Consider the following 16,829-nt stretch of genomic DNA (forward strand, 5'->3'; position numbering starts at 1 on the left):
CCATTATGCGCGTCGCCGCCACGCGACGGCGGCAGGTGTCAGCACCGGCCGGGGGCGCTCATCCCGTTTCACCGCGCTCATCGGCGATCGGGCCCTGAGCCCGCAGCGCCCGCACGACATGCGAGACCAGCTGGTCGACGATGTCGGCATCGACCGGCTGCCGACTGAGCGTGGTGCGGAAATGCAGTGGCCCGATGAGCAGTTCGAGGGCGAATCGCGGATCGGTGTCCGGCGGGATCTCCCCACGTTCGACAGCACGCTCGAACAGCGGCCGCACGGCGCGGAATCGACCGTCCCAGAACGCGGCACGCACCTCGGCCATCTCCTCGGTATCGGTGACGTAGGCGAGCGCGCGGGACAGACCGCCGCCCAGCGGCGTCGCGAGATAGGCCGCGAGTTCGGTCGCGAATCCGGCGAGGTCGCTGCGGAATGTCCCGGTGTCGGGCAGCGGCAGCGCCTGTCTGCTGTATTCGAGGAGCACGTCGAGGAGCAGATTCTCCCGGCTCCCCCACCGCCGGTAGATGGAACTGTCCCGCACCCCGGCCCGGCGGCTGATGTCGGGAATCCCGACCCGATCGACGCCGTGCTCGATGATCGCCTCCAGCACCGCCTGATGCACGGCCTCGCGCACGCGCGCCGACCGGCCGCCCGGCCGCCGCTGCGGAGCGTCTTCCTCTGTCGTCGCCACCCCCCGATCTTAAAGCAGAATTCCTTGCTTTTGATCGCCGGGGCGCTTTACGCTCACTGAAGCAGAAAGTTCTGCTTTTTCTGAGCTGGAGAGGTTCACCGATGACATCGTTGTCAGCATGGGCGAAGAAGGCGCTGGTCAGCATCTGCGCACTGACCGGCACCACCGAATACGCGACCCGCCGGGTCGGCCCCGCTCCGTTCCTGCCCGCCTTGTTCGTCGACCGCTTCACCCATCTGGGCGGGATCGCCGACGCGGAGTTCCGCACCCAGCTCGACGCCTGCCGATCCTTCGACGACGCGCGATGGACCACGCACTGGCAGACCATCGCCGCGCGGCACCTGGCCCGCGCGAACGAGGCCCTCGCCCAGCTCGGCATGCCGGACACCGACACGCTCCTCACGACTAGCGAGCCACGCGCCGAGCTGGGCACGCGATTGGCACCGGCGGCCGCGCTGCTCGCCGACCGCGGCCCGGTCGCCGACCCCGACGCGGTGGCGAAGTTCTGCGCCGAACACCCCGATTCCGCGCCAGCGGCCCTCGCCCTGGACGGCCTGATCAAGGCGATGGTCTACGAATTCGTCGCCGCGTGGCCGGGCTGGACGCCGCGCAGGCTGGCGGCCTACGAGCGATCGCACCGCCTGGCCGAACTCGTCCTCACCTGCCTGGCGCCGGCGATGGGCGTGTCCATCGAGCCGGTGCGCGTTCCGGTCCCTGGTGACGACGTGGTCCGCGGCTACCTGATGTTCCCGCTCGATCAGGAGGCTGCCGAGGTGCCGATCGTGGTGTGCAGCAATGGCATCGAGGGCACCCTCGCGGAGCTGATCCTGCCGATGCTGACCCATCGCCGTGCCGGGATGGCGCTGTTCGTCATGGAGATGCCCGGCACCTACTCCTACCGGCAGCCCTTGGCGCCCGAGGTGGAGCGGGTGTACTCGGCGGTCATCGAGCACCTCGCCGCGGATCCGCGGGTGGACAGCGATCGTATCGGCATGCTCGGCGTCAGCTTCGGGGCCTACTGGGCGACCCGGATGGCGGCGGTCGAACCGCGGCTCTCGGTCGCGGTCGCCAACGGCGCGCCCGCGCACCGCAGCTTCACTGCGGCGGCGGCACTCGGCCTGCCGGAGATCATGGTGTCGACGCTGCGCGATGCGACGGGATCGGCGAGCCTGCGCGAGATGGCGGGCAAGCTGCGCGCGCTCTCGATCGCCCACCTGTACCGGCACATCGACATTCCGCTCCTGGTCATCAACGGCGCCGACGACACCCTGCTGAGCACCCGGGACTCCGTCGACATCGCCATCGGAGCGCCGCGCGCCCAGCTGGTCCTCTACGCCGACGACGACCACTGCGCCATGGGACACAGCGAGGAATGGAGCGCGCTGTCGGTGCGATTCCTGCGCGAGCACCTGGTCGTCCGGCAGAACGTGGGGTGCTGATCCGATGTCGCTGCCCCGGATCCACCGAACACTCGACCTCGACGCCCGCCGCATCACCCTGCACGCCGACACCGGCGCCGGGTGGACGGCCACCGACGACCCGCCGTCGTTCGCCGTCCCGGCGGCCTTCACCGAGGAGTACGAGATCGCCCGCTACGAACTGCTCGGTGTCCCCGACTGTGCCCGGGTGCTGCCCGTCTGCCCGGTGTCGTTCCGCGATTTCATGGTCTACGAGAAGCACGCCGTCGATGCCGCGCGCGGGATGGCGCGGCGCTTCGTGCCCGCCGGCTACCGCCTCGGTCGTCTGTTCGAGACCCTGACCCGGCGCACTTTCCCGCCCTACCGGCCACATCGGCTCTGGAATCAGCAGCCCCTGTACTACATGTCCAACGCGTCGACGATGCTCCCGTCTGGGATTCCGGTCGCCTGTCCCGACTACAGCGCGGCGCTCGACTTCGAGCTGGAACTGGGCGTCGTGCTGGGTGCGCCGCTGCGCGATGCGACCCCGGCCGAAGCTCTCGCCGCGATCGGCGCCGTCGTCGTGATCAACGACTTCTCCGCCCGCGATGTCCAACTGGCCGAGATGCGTTCGGGATTCGGCCCGCAGAAATCCAAGCACTTCGCCACCTCGATGTCGGCGACCGCGGTCGCCGGCGCGGCGGTCGCCGATCGGCTCGACGCGCTCACCGCGTCGGTGCGGATCAACGGACACACCGTCGCCCGGACCGGCACCCACGGCATGCGGCACAGTCTCGGCGCGGCGATCGCTCATGCGTCCCGGAGCGAACAGCTGTTCCCCGGTGAGCTGATCTCGACCGGGACGCTGCCCGGTGGCAGTGGGATGGAGCTGGGCCGATGGCTCGCACCCGGCGATGTCCTGCGGCTGGAGATCGACGAGATCGGTGTCATCGAGCACCGGATCGAGGGGTGAGTGCGGCGTGACCATCGATCAGGTTTCCGACTCCGTGTATGTCGTCGCCGGAACGAATGTCAACTGGGCGCTGATCAGCGACGGCACCGGCGTGACCCTCGTCGACGCCGGGTACCCCGCCGACACCCCGCTCGTGCTCGACTCGGTTCGCCAGATCGGCCACGAGCTCGCCGACATCACCGCCGTCCTGCTGACCCACGCGCATCTGGACCATATCGGCGCTGTCCCCCGGCTCGTCGACCTGCTGAACGTCCCGGTCCACACCGGTGCCGAGGAGGTCCGGCACGCCAAACGTGAGTACCTGCAACAGATCACGCCGGGCCGGCTGGTGCGGACGCTGGTCGCGCCCGGCGGGGCGCGCTGGGTCGCGCAGACACTGCGCGCGGTCCGCGGCGGTATGGGTACCAGCGTGCCGACCGCGACAGCGGCATCGATGCTTCCCGGCGGACTCGTCGCCCTGCCGACACCCGGTCACACCGACGGGCACACCGCGTATCTCCTTCCCGCCGAAGGGGTCCTGTTCTCCGGCGACGCGCTGGTGACCGGTCACCCGCTGTCCCGCCGGACCGGACCGCAGCTGCTGCCGCCGGTGTTCCATCACGACCTGGCCCGCACCCTCGACAGCGCTCGCGCGCTCACCCGGCAGCCCGCGCACACCCTCGTCCCCGGCCACGGGCAGCCGACCCGGCTCGTCCTCGCCGACTTCACCGACACCGTCCGATGACCCCGCGACCACGACACCGAACAGCAGCGCGCTCGATCATGGTGGGCGCCACCGTGCTGGCGATGGGCAGTTGTTCACCGCTGCCGGACGCGCCGACCGAGATCACTGCGGATTTCGAGAACATCGCGGGCATGTACGAGGGCAACGACGTCATGGTCCTGGGCCTGGCGGTCGGCAAGGTCGACAAGATCATCCCCAAGGGCACCTACGTCGAGGTCCACATGACCATCGACGGCGGGGTGAAGATCCCCAAGGAAGCGATCGCCGCGATCATCTCCCCCTCGATCGTGACCGACCGCCACATCGAGATCACCCCGCCCTTCACCGGCGGTGAGTCGATGAAGTCCGGTGAGCACCTGCCCAAGGCGCGCACCCGGACCCCGGTCGAGCTGGACACGATGATCAAGACCATCGACCAGTTCTCCGCCTCACTCGAGCCCGAGCCCGGTCAGGAAGGACTCGGCCCGCTCTCGGGTCGCGTGCTCTACCCGGTGCTCAACGGCAACAGCCAGAAGATCCGCGAGACCCTCGACGCCCTGTCGAGCGCGTTGAAGATCGGTGTCGACAACAAGGACGCCATCTCCAACATCATCCTCGAGCTCAACGAGCTGACGACGATGCTGGCCGACAACGACCAGTCGGTGCGCGACTTCAGCAACCGGGTCACCGCCATGTCGGGCCTGCTGGCCGAACAGGCCCCCGGCCTGCAAGCCACCCTGGATCAGCTGAATGCGTTCCTGGCCAACACTTCCACGACGTTCGGTGACCATGAGGACGACCTGACCGAGGCGCTCCTCGGTCTCACCGAGGCCACCGCTCAGCTACGTGCCAACTCGGATGCGATGGTCGAGATCGTCGACATCGTGCCGCTGTTGATGCAGAACATCGACGGCGCGATCGACCACGAGCGACGGTTCGTGCGAATCCACGCTCTGGTCGGTACCGCCCTCTCCGGCGAGATCGTCAGCGTGTTCTGTGAGCGGGTCCAGATGAAGTCCGATGGCTGCCGCTCCGGGAACATGCAGGACTTCGGCCCCGATTACGGACTCACCGCCGCACTGCTCGGGCTGACGAAATGATCTCTCGGAGGCCATCTTCCGTACATGCCGCAGAATGAAGCGGTGTCGACGGACTCGGTGCTGACGAAGGCGCGTCTGCTGTGGGAAGACCTCGCGGCGGCGCCGGGGGCCTTCGGAGCGGACGGCGAGGTGAGCGTGGTGGTCTCGCCCCACGCATCCACCTGCCCGCCCGGCTGGATCGGCATCGTCGTCCTGGGCGGGCAAGCCGTCGTCACGGTGCCTGATTCCCGTACAGCGGAGGAGGTTCGCACCGCGCTCGCGCGAGTGTCGATCGACCACCTCACCGATCCGGCTCAGCTCGGCACAGTCCTGCCCATAGCCGAGACCATCGGTCCCGCCGCACTCGCCTACGTCGACCAGCTCAGCTTCCAGCCGCTACCTGTTGCCCAACCGATCGAGCACCTTCCCGCCGACCACCGCGACCTGCGCGCACTCGAGTCCGAAGCGGGCCACGAGGACGCGGCCGAGGCAGGTCTGGACGCGCTCACCTCGCCCGCGTTCGTCCTCCGGTCCGGCGAAAAGGTCGTCGCCGCAGCGGGATACGAAGCGTGGCCGATGCGCACTGCTCACCTGAGCATCCTCACCGCGCCCGCACACCGGGGGCGGGGACTCGCCCGGGCAATCGCGTCGGCCGCGGTGGCGCACGCCTTGGCGGCCGGCCTGTTCCCGCAATGGCGCGCGCGAGTCCCCCAGTCCCGAGCTGTCGCCCGGGCACTGGGTTTTCGCGAGCTGGGCGCTCAGTTGTGCGTCCGGCTCGACCATCCTGCGCTCCATCGCGCACAGCGTGCTGGATCAGCTCGAATCCTGCACGCCCCCGATGGTTTCCGTGCCGAGGGTTGACCGGCCGTCACCCTGTGCGCTCATCGGGTGCGCGGGGTGCCCGTCCGGCGCACAGCAGGGCGACGATTCCCCCGATGCGCGGAGGAACCCGATGAGCTGCGCACGGAGATCGTCATTGGGTTCGACGTCGGCGGCCACCGCCACCCGACCGGCGATCTCGGTCGGCAGCTCGTGGTCGTACCAGGAGGTCAGGACACCGATCGCCGCGCGACGCAGCCGCACGGGATAGCCACGTAACGCGGCCAGCACCAACGGTTCCCCGGTACCCGGCGTGGCGCGACCCAGCATCGACAGCACGGATTCGAGAATGCTGTCGCTGATGCCTTCTTCACCCCATCGGATCACCCCGGCCCCTGGACCGCACGCGATCTCGTCGAGCGGGAGCAGCGCTCGGGCGAGTTCGGCGATGCGGGCCACGTCGTCGTCCGGGGTTCGCTGCGCGACCCACGCCCACACGTACCCGTTGCGGGCATCGTCGCCGAGGTGCGCCACGGCCTGTGCGTACGCATCGATTCCGACGGCATTCGACAACCGCAGCGCCCTGTTGAACCCGAAGGGACCGTGCGGGTCGGCAAGCCGCGCGGTCACGTACTCGGCCCAGTCGGGACGCGCGAGCAATGCCGCGCAGACCTCGGCCAATCGGGTCGTTTCAGCCGATGGCCAGTCCACCTCGGCGGGCGGTTCCCGCAGCAGGTTTCGGATCGACTGGACGGCCGAGATGCGGCTCAGTGTGGGTTCCGCGGCGCCCAGCAGCTCGGCGAACCGCGCCAGAACCGGCAGCGCGTCCGGGTACTGCCGGATGTCCGCGGCCGGGCCTCCGATGCCCGAGAGCGCGTCGAGAATCTCGGCCGCGCCGTCGAGAAGTGCGTCGTCGACGACGGATTCGGCGAGCGCGGCCCGCAGATCACCGGTGGTCGCGGCGAGATGCGCGAGGTATTCGTTCATCACCCCATTGCGGAAACCGTCCCGCAGCAGCCACGCCTTGACCTCCGGATCACCGGTGCGGGCCAGGCGCTCCACGGCGTGGATCCGTCCCCAGCCGTCGACCCGGCGGGCCAGCTCGAACACCGCGCGATCGCGATCCGGCTGCGAATTGGATAGCGCCACCGCCGCGTACAGGGTCAGATCACCCAGTGCGCCCAGGGTCAGCAGGACCTCCCGGTCCCGGCTGTCACCGACCACCCCGAGCATCACGATGCCGAGCGCCACCGCGTTGCGGCGTGTCCCCAGATCGGTCAACTGCCGGGCCACCGACCGCACCCGCTCGGCGGGCAGTGCGGCGGAACGCAATTCGCGACACAGGTCGTCGGCCACGGCGAGCGCGCGCTGTTCGGCGAGCGCGTCGTGCAATGCCACCATCGCGGCGTCATCGGGCTCCTCGACGAGCACCCGCACCGCCGCCACGATCTCGGCCGCGGGCGCGGTCTCGTTCGCGAAGTGATGCGTCTGGATACCGTCGAGAACAGTAGAACTCAGAATCTGCCGCTCATCGGGCACCTCATCCGGATACGGATGTCCCTCCCGCGGCCACGGTCCCGGACCGTGCACGGCGGCGAGTGCGAGCGCATGAGCGAGATACGTGGTCTGGTCGTCATCGGGGACCAGCCACGCGCCGGGCTTCACCGGCAGGGGCGCAGGGCGCCCTTTCCACGAGAATTATTCACGGCCACACCGTAACCGACCCCACCCGCGAACACCAGTGCTCACACATCTGCCTGGCTCGCCACCGCGTTCAGCCGCGACCGCCGTCGCAGCCTGGCCGCCACCACAACGCTCAGAGGCGCGTCCGGCCATTTCCGCCAGTAGCCTTTCCCCGGCCGGACCGACCACAGTTCGGCCTCACACTGTTCGGCCGCAACCAGATCCACCGGCCCGGTCGCCCTGGCAACGACGCCTTCGCGGCGCCGGTCGACCCGATTCCGTCTGCGCTTGGCGCGCGGAATGTTCTTCCGCGAACTCTTGTCGTTCTCGCCGTACCAGTTCCGCCGATCCTTCGCGTAACTGAGCGCCTTCTTCTCCTGCGGACTCCGCCGAACCACCGCTCCCCCATCCCTCCGTATCGAGGTCAGGCTACGGATCGGTCCGCCACACCGCACCCGAGTTTCCGCCCGCCGAACCCGTACCCACGAATAATCGCTCGGCAACGGCCCACCCGCGTGGTGGGATCTCGCGGTGATCAAGATCCGCCAATATTCCTATTTCGCGCTGTACAGCGCGACGATGACGGCGGTCGACATGACCGCGTACCTGGGCATGGCGCCCGACGAGATCCGGGTGCTTGGCAGCAAGTCCGCGGAGCATCGCATTCCCCGGTCCCACAGCTGGCAGGTCACCCGGCACAGCACCGAGAGTATCGACGAACAGATCGAATACCTCATCGACCGGCTGACACCGATCCGCCCCCAACTGCTCTCGCTGCTCGACCGTCCCGACGTCGAGGCGCGCATGCAGGTCGTGCGCCACTACGACGACCCCGACGGCGTTCACGGTGCGCCCGGAGGTACGAGTTGGGCCGATGTTCACAAGTGGCCACGTCCACTGGGTTGGCACCTCACGACAGCTGTACTCGAGTTCCTGGTAGCGACCGGAGCGGAGCTCGATGTCGACGAGTACAACTGAGGCGCACGCGAAACGGCCGCCGCCACTTCCCTTTCCGGGAAACGACGACGGCCGGTACGACTACCGCGCTGCGGTCAGAGCGGGATGTTCTTGTGGTGGCTCTTGCGGGCCGGGGCCGAGGCCAGGGCCGCGGCGATAATGCTGCGGGTCTTGGCGGGGTCGATGACCTCGTCGACGACGCCGATGGCGACGGCGCGTTCGACGCCGCCCGCGATCTGCTCGTGCTCGGCGGTCAGACGCTCGTGGAGGGCTTCGCGCTCCTCCTCGGGGGCGGCCGCGAGTGCCTTCTTGTGCAGGATGCCGACCGCGGCCTTGGCGCCCATGACGGCGACTTCGGAACCGGGCCAGGCGTAGACGGCGGTGGCGCCGAGGGAGCGGGCGTTCATCGCGATGTAGGCGCCGCCGTAGATCTTGCGGGTCACCAGGGTGACGCGGGGGACGCGGGCCTCGGCGAAGGCGTGCAGCAGCTTCGCACCGCGGCGGACGACACCCTCGAGTTCCTGACCGACGCCGGGCAGGTAGCCGGGCACGTCGGTGACCACGATCAGCGGGATGCCGAACGCGTCGCACAGGCGCACGAACCGCGATGCCTTCTCGGCGCTCTCGGAGTTCAGGCAGCCGCCAAGGCGCAGCGGGTTGTTGGCGAGCACGCCGACGGTGCGGCCACCGAGGCGACCCAGGCCGACGACCATGCTGCGGGCGTAGCCACCCTGCAGTTCCTCGAACGAGGATTCGCCGTCGACGTTGTCGAGCAGCTCGTGGATGATCGGCTTCACGTCGTAGGCGCGCTTGGCCGAGGCGGGCAGCATCGCCTTCAGGTCGACGTCACCGTGCTCGGCGACGGCCTGGTCGAATTCGCCCTGCTCGGCGAACATCGAGACCAGCCGACGAGCGCGATGCATGGCATCGGCCTCGTCGTCGGCGGCGATGTGGCACACGCCCGACTTCTTGAAGTGTGTGGTGGGACCACCGAGGGTCTCCATGTCGACGTTCTCGCCGGTCACCGAACGCACCACGTCGGGACCGGTGACGAAGACGCGGCCCTCGGGCGCCATGATGACGATGTCGGTGAGCGCGGGACCGTACGCGGCGCCTCCGGCGGCGAAGCCGAGGACCACGGAAATCTGGGGAACCAGGCCGGACGCGCGGACCATGGCCTCGAAGACCAGGCCTACCGCGTGCAGGGCCTCGACGCCCTCGGCCAGGCGGGCGCCACCGGAGTGCCACAGGCCGACGACCGGGAGGCCGGAATCGATGGCGGTGTCGATCGCGTCGACGATGTGCTTGCATCCCTCGACGCCCATCGCCCCGCCCATGACGGTGGCGTCCGAGCAGTAGGCCACGGTGCGCACACCGTCGACCTCGCCGATCGCGGCCAGCACACCGGACTTGTCCCGCGGGTGCAGGGGCAGCACCGTGCCGGGATCGAAGAACCGCTGCAGTCGGCCGAGCGGGTCGCGCGGATCGGTCGTCGTGTCGTGAAACGCGGGAGCAATGATGGTCATCGCGTTCGTCTCCTGCCTTCGAAGAAGAGTTGCCGCTACGGCGGCTGCGTATGGCGAACCGCCGGTGGGGTCGAACCATTCAGTTGGCGCGACCCCACCGGGGATCGTGAATGCAGTCGATCGGTGCGGCTAAGCCCGACCGAAGGCGAGCGCGACGTTGTGCCCACCGAAACCGAAGGAGTTGTTGATCGCGTACTCGATTTCCTGGTGCCGGGCCTGCCCGTGCACCACGTCGAGGTCGATCTCCGGATCCTGGTTGTCCAGGTTCAGCGTCGGCGGAACGACGCCGTCCCTGATGGCGAGCACGGTGAGCACGGACTCGAGGGCACCGACGGCGCCGATCGAGTGGCCCAGTGCCGACTTCGGCGCGTACACCGAAGCGTGGTTACCCACGGCCAGGTTGATCGCGTTGGCCTCGGCGGTGTCGCCGATGGGGGTCGCGGTCGCGTGGGCGTTGATGTGGGTGATGTCCTGCTTGGTCAGACCGGCGGTCTGGATCGCGCGGGTCATCGCCCTGGCCGCACCGGTGCCCGCGGGATCGGGAGCGACCAGGTGGAAGCCGTCGGACGTGATGCCTGCACCCAGCAGTCGAGCGTGGATGGTGGCACCGCGAGCCTTCGCGTGCTCCTCGGTCTCGATGACCATGAGCGCGCCCGCTTCGCCGAAGACGAAGCCGTCACGATCCTTGTCGAACGGACGCGAGGCGCCCTTCGGATCGTCGTTGCGAGTACTCATCGCCCGCATCATGGAGAACGCGGCGATCGGCACCGAGTCGATGAAGCCCTCGACGCCACCGGTGACGACGATGTCGGCGTCACCCATCACGATCATCCGCCACGCGTTGGCGATGGCCTCCGAACCCGACGAGCACGCCGAGACCGGAGTGACCACTCCCGCCCTGGCCTTCAGCTCGAGACCGACGACGGCCGACGGACCGTTCGGCATGACCATCTGAACAGCCAGCGGCGAGATCTTGCGGTAGCCGCCGTTCTTCAGCTTGTCGACCGAGTCGATCAGCGCGTCGCCACCACCGAGACCGGTGCCGATCGCGACGCCCAGGCGGTCGGGGTCGACCTCCGGGCTGCCCGCGTTCTTCCACACCTCGCGACCGAGGACGGTCGCCAGGCGCTCGACATACGCCATACGGCGGATCTCGACCCGGCTCAGGAGGGTGTCGGGGCTGACTTTCAGGTGACCGCCGATACGCACCGGCAGGTCGTATTCCTCGATGAAGGAATCCTCGAGAACGTCGATTCCGCTCTCACCGTTGAGGAGTCCCTTCCACGTCGCATCGACATCACCCGCGATCGACGTGGTCGCCGCCATGCTGGTGACGACGACGTTGGGGAAATTCCCGTTCAAGGTGGAAGGAGTGGTCACTGGTTCAGCCCTACTCGGCGTCGAACTTGGCCTTGAGCTCCGCGGCGGCGTCGGAGTTCTCCGCCTCGAGCTTCTGGATGTAGGAGACAGCGTCACCCACGGTCTTCAGGCTGGCCAGATCCTCGTCGGGGATCTTGACGCCGTACTTGTCCTCGGTCTGCACAGCGATCTCGACCATGGACAGCGAGTCGATGTCCAGGTCGTCGACGAAGGACTTCTCGATGGTCACCTCGGAGGGTTCGATACCCGTAACCTCTTCGATGATCTTGCCGAGTTCTTCGACGATCTGTTCCTGGGTCAGAGCGGCCACTTTGGTGGCTCCCTTCTTGTTCTCATTTGTAGGGGTCTGTACGGCCGGCACCTCGTCGTGCGCGACCGCCGGGGGGAAAGCTAGCCGGAGATGGTCAGTTCGACCAACGCGGGGAGGTCTTCCGGAGTCTTCAGGGCCAGGTTGGGCGTGCCCTTGAGCTCCCGCTTGGCGATACCGACGAGGGTGCCCGCCGGCGGCAGCTCGGCCACAGCGGAGACGCCCGCCTCGCGGACGGTCTCGGTGCACAGGTCCCAGCGCACGGGGCGAGTGACCTGGGCGGCGAGCTTATCGATCGCGTCGGCGCCCGAGGTGACCGGCTTGCCGTCGAAGTTCGACAGCAGCGTCCGGATCGGGTCGCTCGGCGAGATCTGAGCGATGGCATCGGCGACAGCAGCCTGGGCCGGGGCCATGAAAACGGTGTGGAACGCACCGGCGACGGGCAATGCGCGGACCCGTGCCTTCTCCGGCGGGTTCGCGGCGAGCTCCGCCAGAGCTTCCAGGCGACCCGCCGCCACGATCTGGCCGACCGCGTTGCGGTTGGCCGGGACGAGGTCGAGCTCGGCGAGCCGTGCGAGCACGGTGGCTTCGTCACCACCGAGCACAGCGGACATACCGGTCGGCTCCAGCGCACACGCCTTGGCCATCTCCCGGCCGCGGATGGCGGCCAGGGTGACCGCCTCGTCGGCGGTGATGACGCCGGCGACAGCGGCCGCGGCGAATTCGCCGACCGAGTGTCCGGCGACGATGGTATCCGCCGGGATCGCCTCGGGGGCGATTTCGGCGAACGCGAGCAGTGCGGACGCGACGACGAGCGGCTGGGTCACCGCCGTGTCGACGATCTCCTCGGCCGTCGCGGTGGTACCGAGACGGACCAGGTCGAGGCCTGCGGCCTTCGACCACAGCTCGAGGCGGTCGGTCGCACCGGGGAGGGCGAGCCAGGGCGCGAGCATGCCGGGTGTCTGGGACCCCTGTCCAGGGGTGAACAACGCGATCACTCCCTAAGAAAACACTGTGACCCCCGCCGCACGAGATGTCGGCGCGAATGAAGCTTTCGAACGGGTTTTGTAGGGGTCCCACAAAATCCGAGGTGGGGTGTCCCGATCGACCGATTCGCCGATCTCGTTACAGGGGCTCGTAGCCCACTGAGGTAGGCGGGGTTTCTGTGACGGGGGGTGATGATTCGTTATGCGTTCGTGTCAAACGGCCCACTGTCGCCGCGATTCGGAGCACATAAGCGTCTCGGGGATTCATGGGATCACGTCCGGTGATCTCGCCGATTCGTTTGAGACGGTACCGAACGGTATTTGGATGGACGTACAGCTGACGCGCGCACGTTTCTACTGCTCCACCACAATCCAGATAGGCGTCGAGTGTGTCGGACAACGAAGATCCGGCAGCAGCCAACGGGAGCACAAGATACTCGTTCAGCGCCTCTATCGCAGCTCTATCGCCCAGCAGGGCGCGTTCGGGCAGCAATTCCGAGGCGTGAACGGGCCTTGGCGCGCCACGCCAGCCCACCACGGCCTCCATCCCGGCCAGCGCCTCGATCGCGCTGGCGTGCGCCGCGCCAAGGGTGCGCATGGTCGGGCCGATCACCACCGGGCCGTCGGAGAAGACGTCGGCCAGCAGATCGGCCAGGAACGGCGAGGCGATCCCGGCGTCGCCGAGATGCCCGCTGACGACCATCACCAGCCGCGCGCCCTGCACGACCGCCAGCGCGGCCCTGCCGTGCCTGGTTGCGATGGTGTGCACCGCGCCGACCGTCGAGACACCCTGATCCGCCGGTGGGGTGCCGACGAGCACGGTGGCGGGCGCGGTGGCGTCCCAGTTCAACGTGGCCGCGCGGGAGAGCATGTCGGGACCGGTGTCGCCGCGGACCACCGCGTCGACCACCAGCGCCTCCAGGCGGGTGTCCCACGCGCCGCGCGACTCCGCGGCGCTGGCGTACACCGAGGCGGCCGCGAAACCGAGCTCACGCCCGTATCGCAGCACCGCCTCGGTGAGCGCGACCAGCTGCCGGTCGTTGCGCGCCAGGGCAGGCAGCCACTGCTCGAAGAAGTCCATGGCCACCCGCACCATGTCCACGGTCTGGCGCAGCGTCAGCCGCCGCGCCAGATCCTGCGGAATCACCTGGAACGCGTCCAGGCTGAAGCGGATGTCGGAATCGGGATCCTGCAACCACTCCAGGAAGTTCACGACCGCCGTCTGCACCAGCATCTGGACGCCCGCACGCTGCGCGGCGTCCAGATCGGCGAAGAACGGCAGCCGATCCTGCATCGACCCCACCGCCTCGGTGGACAGCCGGCCCGAGAACTGCTTGACCCGCTTGAGCAGCGTGTCGGGCAGCGGATCACGGGTCTGCCGATTCGGGGACAGTGCCCCGGTCGGCAGATAGACCTCGTGTTCGCTGGTGCCCTCGGTGATCCGACGGGGCCGCGGCGGTTTGCGCTCCACAGTCCAATAGTCCGCTACGCGAGTTCCTCGCCCGCGTCCGCACTGGGCTTGGGCGCGGCGGAGACGTCGTCGATGCGGTATTTCGCCGCCGCTTCCACCGCCTTCGCCTTGTCGAGCGTGCCGTCCTTGACCAGGCCCTCGAGCACCGCGACCACGATCGACTGCGCGTCGACGTTGAACACCCGGCGCGCGGCCGGGCGGGTGTCGGAGAAACCGAACCCGTCGGTGCCCAGGGTGATGTAGTCGCCCGGCACCCACTGCCGGATCTGATCGGAGACCGCGCGCATCCAGTCCGTGGCGGCCACGACCGGGCCCTGCGTCTGCGCGAGCGCCTGGGTGACGTAGGGCACGCCCGGATCGGTGTCGGGGTGCTTGAGCGCCTGGATCTCCTTGTCCAGCGCCTCCCTGCGCAGTTCGCCGAACGAGGTCACCGACCACACGTCGGCGGCAACGCCCCACTCCTGCGCCAGGATCTCCTGGGCGCGCAGACCGTCGGGGACGGTCACGCCCGAGACCAGGATCTGGGCGCGGATGCTGCCCTCACCACCGCGCTGGTACAGGTAGAGACCCTTGAGCAGACCGGCCACGTCGAGGTCGTCCGGCTCGGCGGGCTGCTGGTAGGGCTCGTTGTACAGGGTGATGTAGTAGAAGATGTTCTCCCCGGCGAAGGCGCCGGTCTCCGGCGGATTCGTGCCCGGCAGCGGGCTGGTCTCCGGCGTCGCGCCGCCGTACATCCGGCGCAGGCCGTCGCGCATGATGTGCGCGATCTCGAAGGAGAACGCCGGGTCGTAGGTCACCACGGCCGGGTTGGTCGAGGCGAGCAGCAGCGACTGGCCGTCGTTGTGCTGCAGACCCTCGCCGGTGAGCGTGGTGCGGCCCGCGGTGGCGCCGAGGACGAAACCGCGCGCCAGCTGATCGGCGGCGGCCCAGAAGCTGTCGCCGGTGCGCTGGAAGCCGAACATCGAATAGAAGATGTAGAGCGGGATCATCGGCTCGCCGTGGGTGGCGTAGGAGGTGCCCGCCGCGGTGAAGGTCGCGGTGGAACCGGCCTCGTTGATGCCCTCGTGCATGATCTGGCCGACGGTGCTCTCCTTGTAGGCGAGCATCAGCTCCGCGTCGACCGAGGTGTAGAGCTGGCCGTTGCGGTTGTAGATCTTCAGCGTCGGGAACCACGAGTCCATACCGAAGGTGCGGGCCTCGTCGGGGATGATCGGCACGATCCGCTTGCCGATCTCCTTGTCCCGCAGCAGCTCCTTGACCAGGCGCACCAGCGCCATGGTGGTCGCGACCTTCTGCTTGCCCGAGCCCTTGCGGACCGAGCGGTAGGCCTCGTCGCCGGGCAGGGTCAGCGGCTTGGGCGCCGTGCGCCGCTCCGGCACGAACCCACCGAGCGACTGACGCCTGCTCAGCATGTACTGGATGGCCGGGTTGTCCATGCCGGGGTGGTAGTACGGCGGCAGGTACGGATCCTTCTCCAGCTCGGCGTCCGTGATCGGGATGCGCTGCAGATCACGGAAGTCCTTGAGGTCCTGCAGCGCCAGCTTCTTCATCTGGTGGGTGGCATTGCGGCCCTCGAAGTGCTTGCCGAGGGTGTAACCCTTGATCGTCTTGGCCAGGATCACCGTCGGCTGGCCCTTGTGCGCCATCGCCGCCGCGTAGGCCGCGTAGACCTTGCGGTAGTCGTGGCCGCCGCGCTTGAGGTTCCAGATGTCGCTGTCGGACATGTTCTGGACCAGCGCCTTGGTGCGCGGGTCGCGGCCGAAGAAGTGGTCGCGCACGTACGCGCCGTCGTTGGCCTTGTAGGTCTGGAAGTCGCCGTCGGGGGTGGTGTTCATCAGGTTCACCAGCGCGCCGTCGCGGTCGGCGCCCAGCAGCGCGTCCCACTCGCGGCCCCAGACCACCTTGATGACGTTCCAGCCCGCGCCGCGGAAGAACGACTCCAGCTCCTGGATGATCTTGCCGTTGCCGCGCACCGGACCGTCGAGCCGCTGCAGGTTGCAGTTGATCACGAAGGTCAGGTTGTCGAGCGCCTCGTTGGCGGCCACCTGGATCAGGCCGCGCGACTCCGGTTCGTCCATCTCGCCGTCGCCGAGGAACGCCCAGACGTGCTGGTCGGAGGTGTCCTTGATGCCGCGGTCGTGCAGGTAGTGGTTGAACCGCGCCTGGTAGATGGCGTTCATCGGGCCAAGGCCCATCGACACCGTCGGGAACTCCCAGAAGTCCGGCATCAACCGCGGGTGCGGGTAGGACGGCAGGCCGTGGCCCGGTCCGCCGTGGCTGTACTCCTGCCGGAAGCCGTCGAGCCGGTCGGTGCTCAGGCGGCCCTCCATGAAGGCGCGCGCGTAGATGCCGGGCGAGGCGTGGCCCTGGATGTAGATGTGGTCGCCGCCGCCGGGATGGTCCTTGCCGCGGAAGAAGTGGTTGAAGCCCACCTCGTAGAGCGCCGCCGAGGACGCGTAGGTCGAGATGTGGCCGCCGACGCCGATGCCGGGGCGCTGCGCGCGGTGCACCATGATCGCGGCGTTCCACCGGATCCAGGCGCGGTAGCGGCGCTCGACCTCCTCGTCACCGGGGAACCAGGGCTCGTTCTCGGTGGGGATGGTGTTGACGTAGTCGGTGGAGGTGAGCGCGGGGATCGAGACGCGACGCTCGCCTGCGCGCTCGAGCAGTCGCAGCATCAGGTACCGGGCACGGCCCGGACCTTCGCGGTCGAGCATGTCGTCGAAGGATTCCAGCCATTCGCTGGTCTCCTCGGGGTCGATATCCGGAAGATACGACGCCACTCCCTCGCGGATCACCCGAACCCGCTCACCGGTAGGTCTGGTGGCGGACTCGGCGCCTGCGGCGGGTGCCGCCGCGG

Annotated in this window: 15 protein-coding genes; 6 read left to right on the top strand and 9 right to left on the bottom strand. The window is 68.5% G+C overall.

The window, feature by feature from the left end; all coding sequences use genetic code 11:
• Nucleotides 1–58: 58 nt before the first annotated feature.
• The gene (locus ACFYWJ_RS28530) at nt 59–688 is read right to left on the bottom strand and encodes a TetR/AcrR family transcriptional regulator (RefSeq protein WP_355279082.1); all 630 of its coding nucleotides are present in this window, start codon (nt 686–688) and stop codon (nt 59–61) included.
• A gap of 101 nt (nt 689–789) precedes the next feature.
• Between ACFYWJ_RS28530 and ACFYWJ_RS28535 the strand changes: the two genes are divergently transcribed.
• Genes ACFYWJ_RS28535 through ACFYWJ_RS28555 form a run of 5 tightly spaced genes read left to right on the top strand, consistent with a single transcriptional unit; the run spans nt 790 to nt 5,701 of the window.
• Nucleotides 790–2,127 carry an alpha/beta hydrolase gene (locus ACFYWJ_RS28535; protein WP_355279079.1) on the top strand — a complete coding sequence of 446 codons (1,338 nt, stop codon included), beginning with the start codon at nt 790–792 and terminating at the stop codon, nt 2,125–2,127.
• Between the two features lie 4 nt (nt 2,128–2,131).
• Nucleotides 2,132–3,058 (top strand): fumarylacetoacetate hydrolase family protein, encoded by a 927-nt coding sequence (locus ACFYWJ_RS28540; RefSeq protein WP_355279076.1) that lies wholly within the window; start codon nt 2,132–2,134, stop codon nt 3,056–3,058.
• Nucleotides 3,059–3,065: 7 nt separating this feature from the next.
• Nucleotides 3,066–3,782: an MBL fold metallo-hydrolase gene (locus tag ACFYWJ_RS28545; RefSeq protein WP_355279075.1), complete on the top strand. Its 717-nt coding sequence runs from the start codon at nt 3,066–3,068 to the stop codon at nt 3,780–3,782.
• Between the two features lie 38 nt (nt 3,783–3,820).
• On the top strand, nt 3,821–4,861 hold the full coding sequence (locus ACFYWJ_RS28550) for an MlaD family protein (protein WP_355279072.1): 1,041 nt from the start codon (nt 3,821–3,823) through the stop codon (nt 4,859–4,861).
• Nucleotides 4,862–4,885: 24 nt separating this feature from the next.
• Nucleotides 4,886–5,701 carry a GNAT family N-acetyltransferase gene (locus tag ACFYWJ_RS28555; RefSeq protein WP_355279071.1) on the top strand — a complete coding sequence of 272 codons (816 nt, stop codon included), beginning with the start codon at nt 4,886–4,888 and terminating at the stop codon, nt 5,699–5,701.
• On the opposite strand, the gene ACFYWJ_RS28560 is transcribed toward ACFYWJ_RS28555, so the two are convergent.
• Both ACFYWJ_RS28560 and ACFYWJ_RS28565 read right to left on the bottom strand, forming a co-directional pair.
• Nucleotides 5,654–7,198 (bottom strand): hypothetical protein, encoded by a 1,545-nt coding sequence (locus tag ACFYWJ_RS28560; protein ID WP_355279069.1) that lies wholly within the window; start codon nt 7,196–7,198, stop codon nt 5,654–5,656. The two genes, ACFYWJ_RS28555 and ACFYWJ_RS28560, sit on opposite strands and share 48 nt — an antisense overlap.
• A gap of 206 nt (nt 7,199–7,404) precedes the next feature.
• Nucleotides 7,405–7,740 carry a hypothetical protein gene (locus ACFYWJ_RS28565; RefSeq protein WP_355279067.1) on the bottom strand — a complete coding sequence of 112 codons (336 nt, stop codon included), beginning with the start codon at nt 7,738–7,740 and terminating at the stop codon, nt 7,405–7,407.
• 133 nt (nt 7,741–7,873) lie between these two features.
• On the opposite strand from ACFYWJ_RS28565, the gene ACFYWJ_RS28570 reads away from it, so the two are divergent.
• Entirely contained in the window at nt 7,874–8,320 is a 447-nt protein-coding gene (locus ACFYWJ_RS28570; RefSeq protein ID WP_355279064.1) for a DUF4279 domain-containing protein, read from the top strand.
• Between the two features lie 74 nt (nt 8,321–8,394).
• Here the strand turns inward: ACFYWJ_RS28570 and ACFYWJ_RS28575 are convergent, their stop codons facing one another.
• The 6 genes from ACFYWJ_RS28575 to aceE all read right to left on the bottom strand — a co-directional run bounded on the left by ACFYWJ_RS28575 (nt 8,395) and on the right by aceE (nt 16,767).
• On the bottom strand, nt 8,395–9,825 hold the full coding sequence (locus ACFYWJ_RS28575; protein ID WP_355279063.1) for a carboxyl transferase domain-containing protein: 1,431 nt from the start codon (nt 9,823–9,825) through the stop codon (nt 8,395–8,397).
• Nucleotides 9,826–9,954: 129 nt separating this feature from the next.
• Nucleotides 9,955–11,205: a KasA/KasB family beta-ketoacyl-ACP synthase gene (locus ACFYWJ_RS28580; RefSeq protein ID WP_218718888.1), complete on the bottom strand. Its 1,251-nt coding sequence runs from the start codon at nt 11,203–11,205 to the stop codon at nt 9,955–9,957.
• Between the two features lie 10 nt (nt 11,206–11,215).
• The gene (gene acpM / locus ACFYWJ_RS28585) at nt 11,216–11,515 is read right to left on the bottom strand and encodes a meromycolate extension acyl carrier protein AcpM (protein WP_019046010.1); all 300 of its coding nucleotides are present in this window, start codon (nt 11,513–11,515) and stop codon (nt 11,216–11,218) included.
• 80 nt (nt 11,516–11,595) lie between these two features.
• Nucleotides 11,596–12,510, bottom strand: coding sequence for an ACP S-malonyltransferase (locus tag ACFYWJ_RS28590; protein WP_355279059.1), 915 nt, complete (start codon nt 12,508–12,510; stop codon nt 11,596–11,598).
• 127 nt (nt 12,511–12,637) lie between these two features.
• Nucleotides 12,638–13,969, bottom strand: a complete 1,332-nt coding sequence (locus ACFYWJ_RS28595; protein ID WP_387163053.1) for a PucR family transcriptional regulator — start codon at nt 13,967–13,969, stop codon at nt 12,638–12,640.
• A 14-nt stretch (nt 13,970–13,983) separates the two neighbouring features.
• The gene (gene aceE / locus ACFYWJ_RS28600) at nt 13,984–16,767 is read right to left on the bottom strand and encodes a pyruvate dehydrogenase (acetyl-transferring), homodimeric type (RefSeq protein ID WP_387163122.1); all 2,784 of its coding nucleotides are present in this window, start codon (nt 16,765–16,767) and stop codon (nt 13,984–13,986) included.
• Nucleotides 16,768–16,829 lie beyond the last annotated feature (62 nt).

This window comes from Nocardia sp. NPDC003269 (assembly GCF_042888005.1).
GTDB lineage: Bacteria > Actinomycetota > Actinomycetes > Mycobacteriales > Mycobacteriaceae > Nocardia.

Excerpts from the sequence above, each read along its gene's own strand:
- ACFYWJ_RS28555 (WP_355279071.1), top strand. The coding sequence starts at position 4,886 with ATGCCGCAGAATGAAGCGGTGTCGACGGACTCGGTGCTGACGAAGGCG.
- ACFYWJ_RS28540 (WP_355279076.1), top strand. The coding sequence starts at position 2,132 with ATGTCGCTGCCCCGGATCCACCGAACACTCGACCTCGACGCCCGCCGC.
- ACFYWJ_RS28535 (WP_355279079.1), top strand. The coding sequence starts at position 790 with ATGACATCGTTGTCAGCATGGGCGAAGAAGGCGCTGGTCAGCATCTGC.
- ACFYWJ_RS28575 (WP_355279063.1), bottom strand. The coding sequence starts at position 9,825 with ATGACCATCATTGCTCCCGCGTTTCACGACACGACGACCGATCCGCGC.
- ACFYWJ_RS28550 (WP_355279072.1), top strand. The coding sequence starts at position 3,821 with ATGGTGGGCGCCACCGTGCTGGCGATGGGCAGTTGTTCACCGCTGCCG.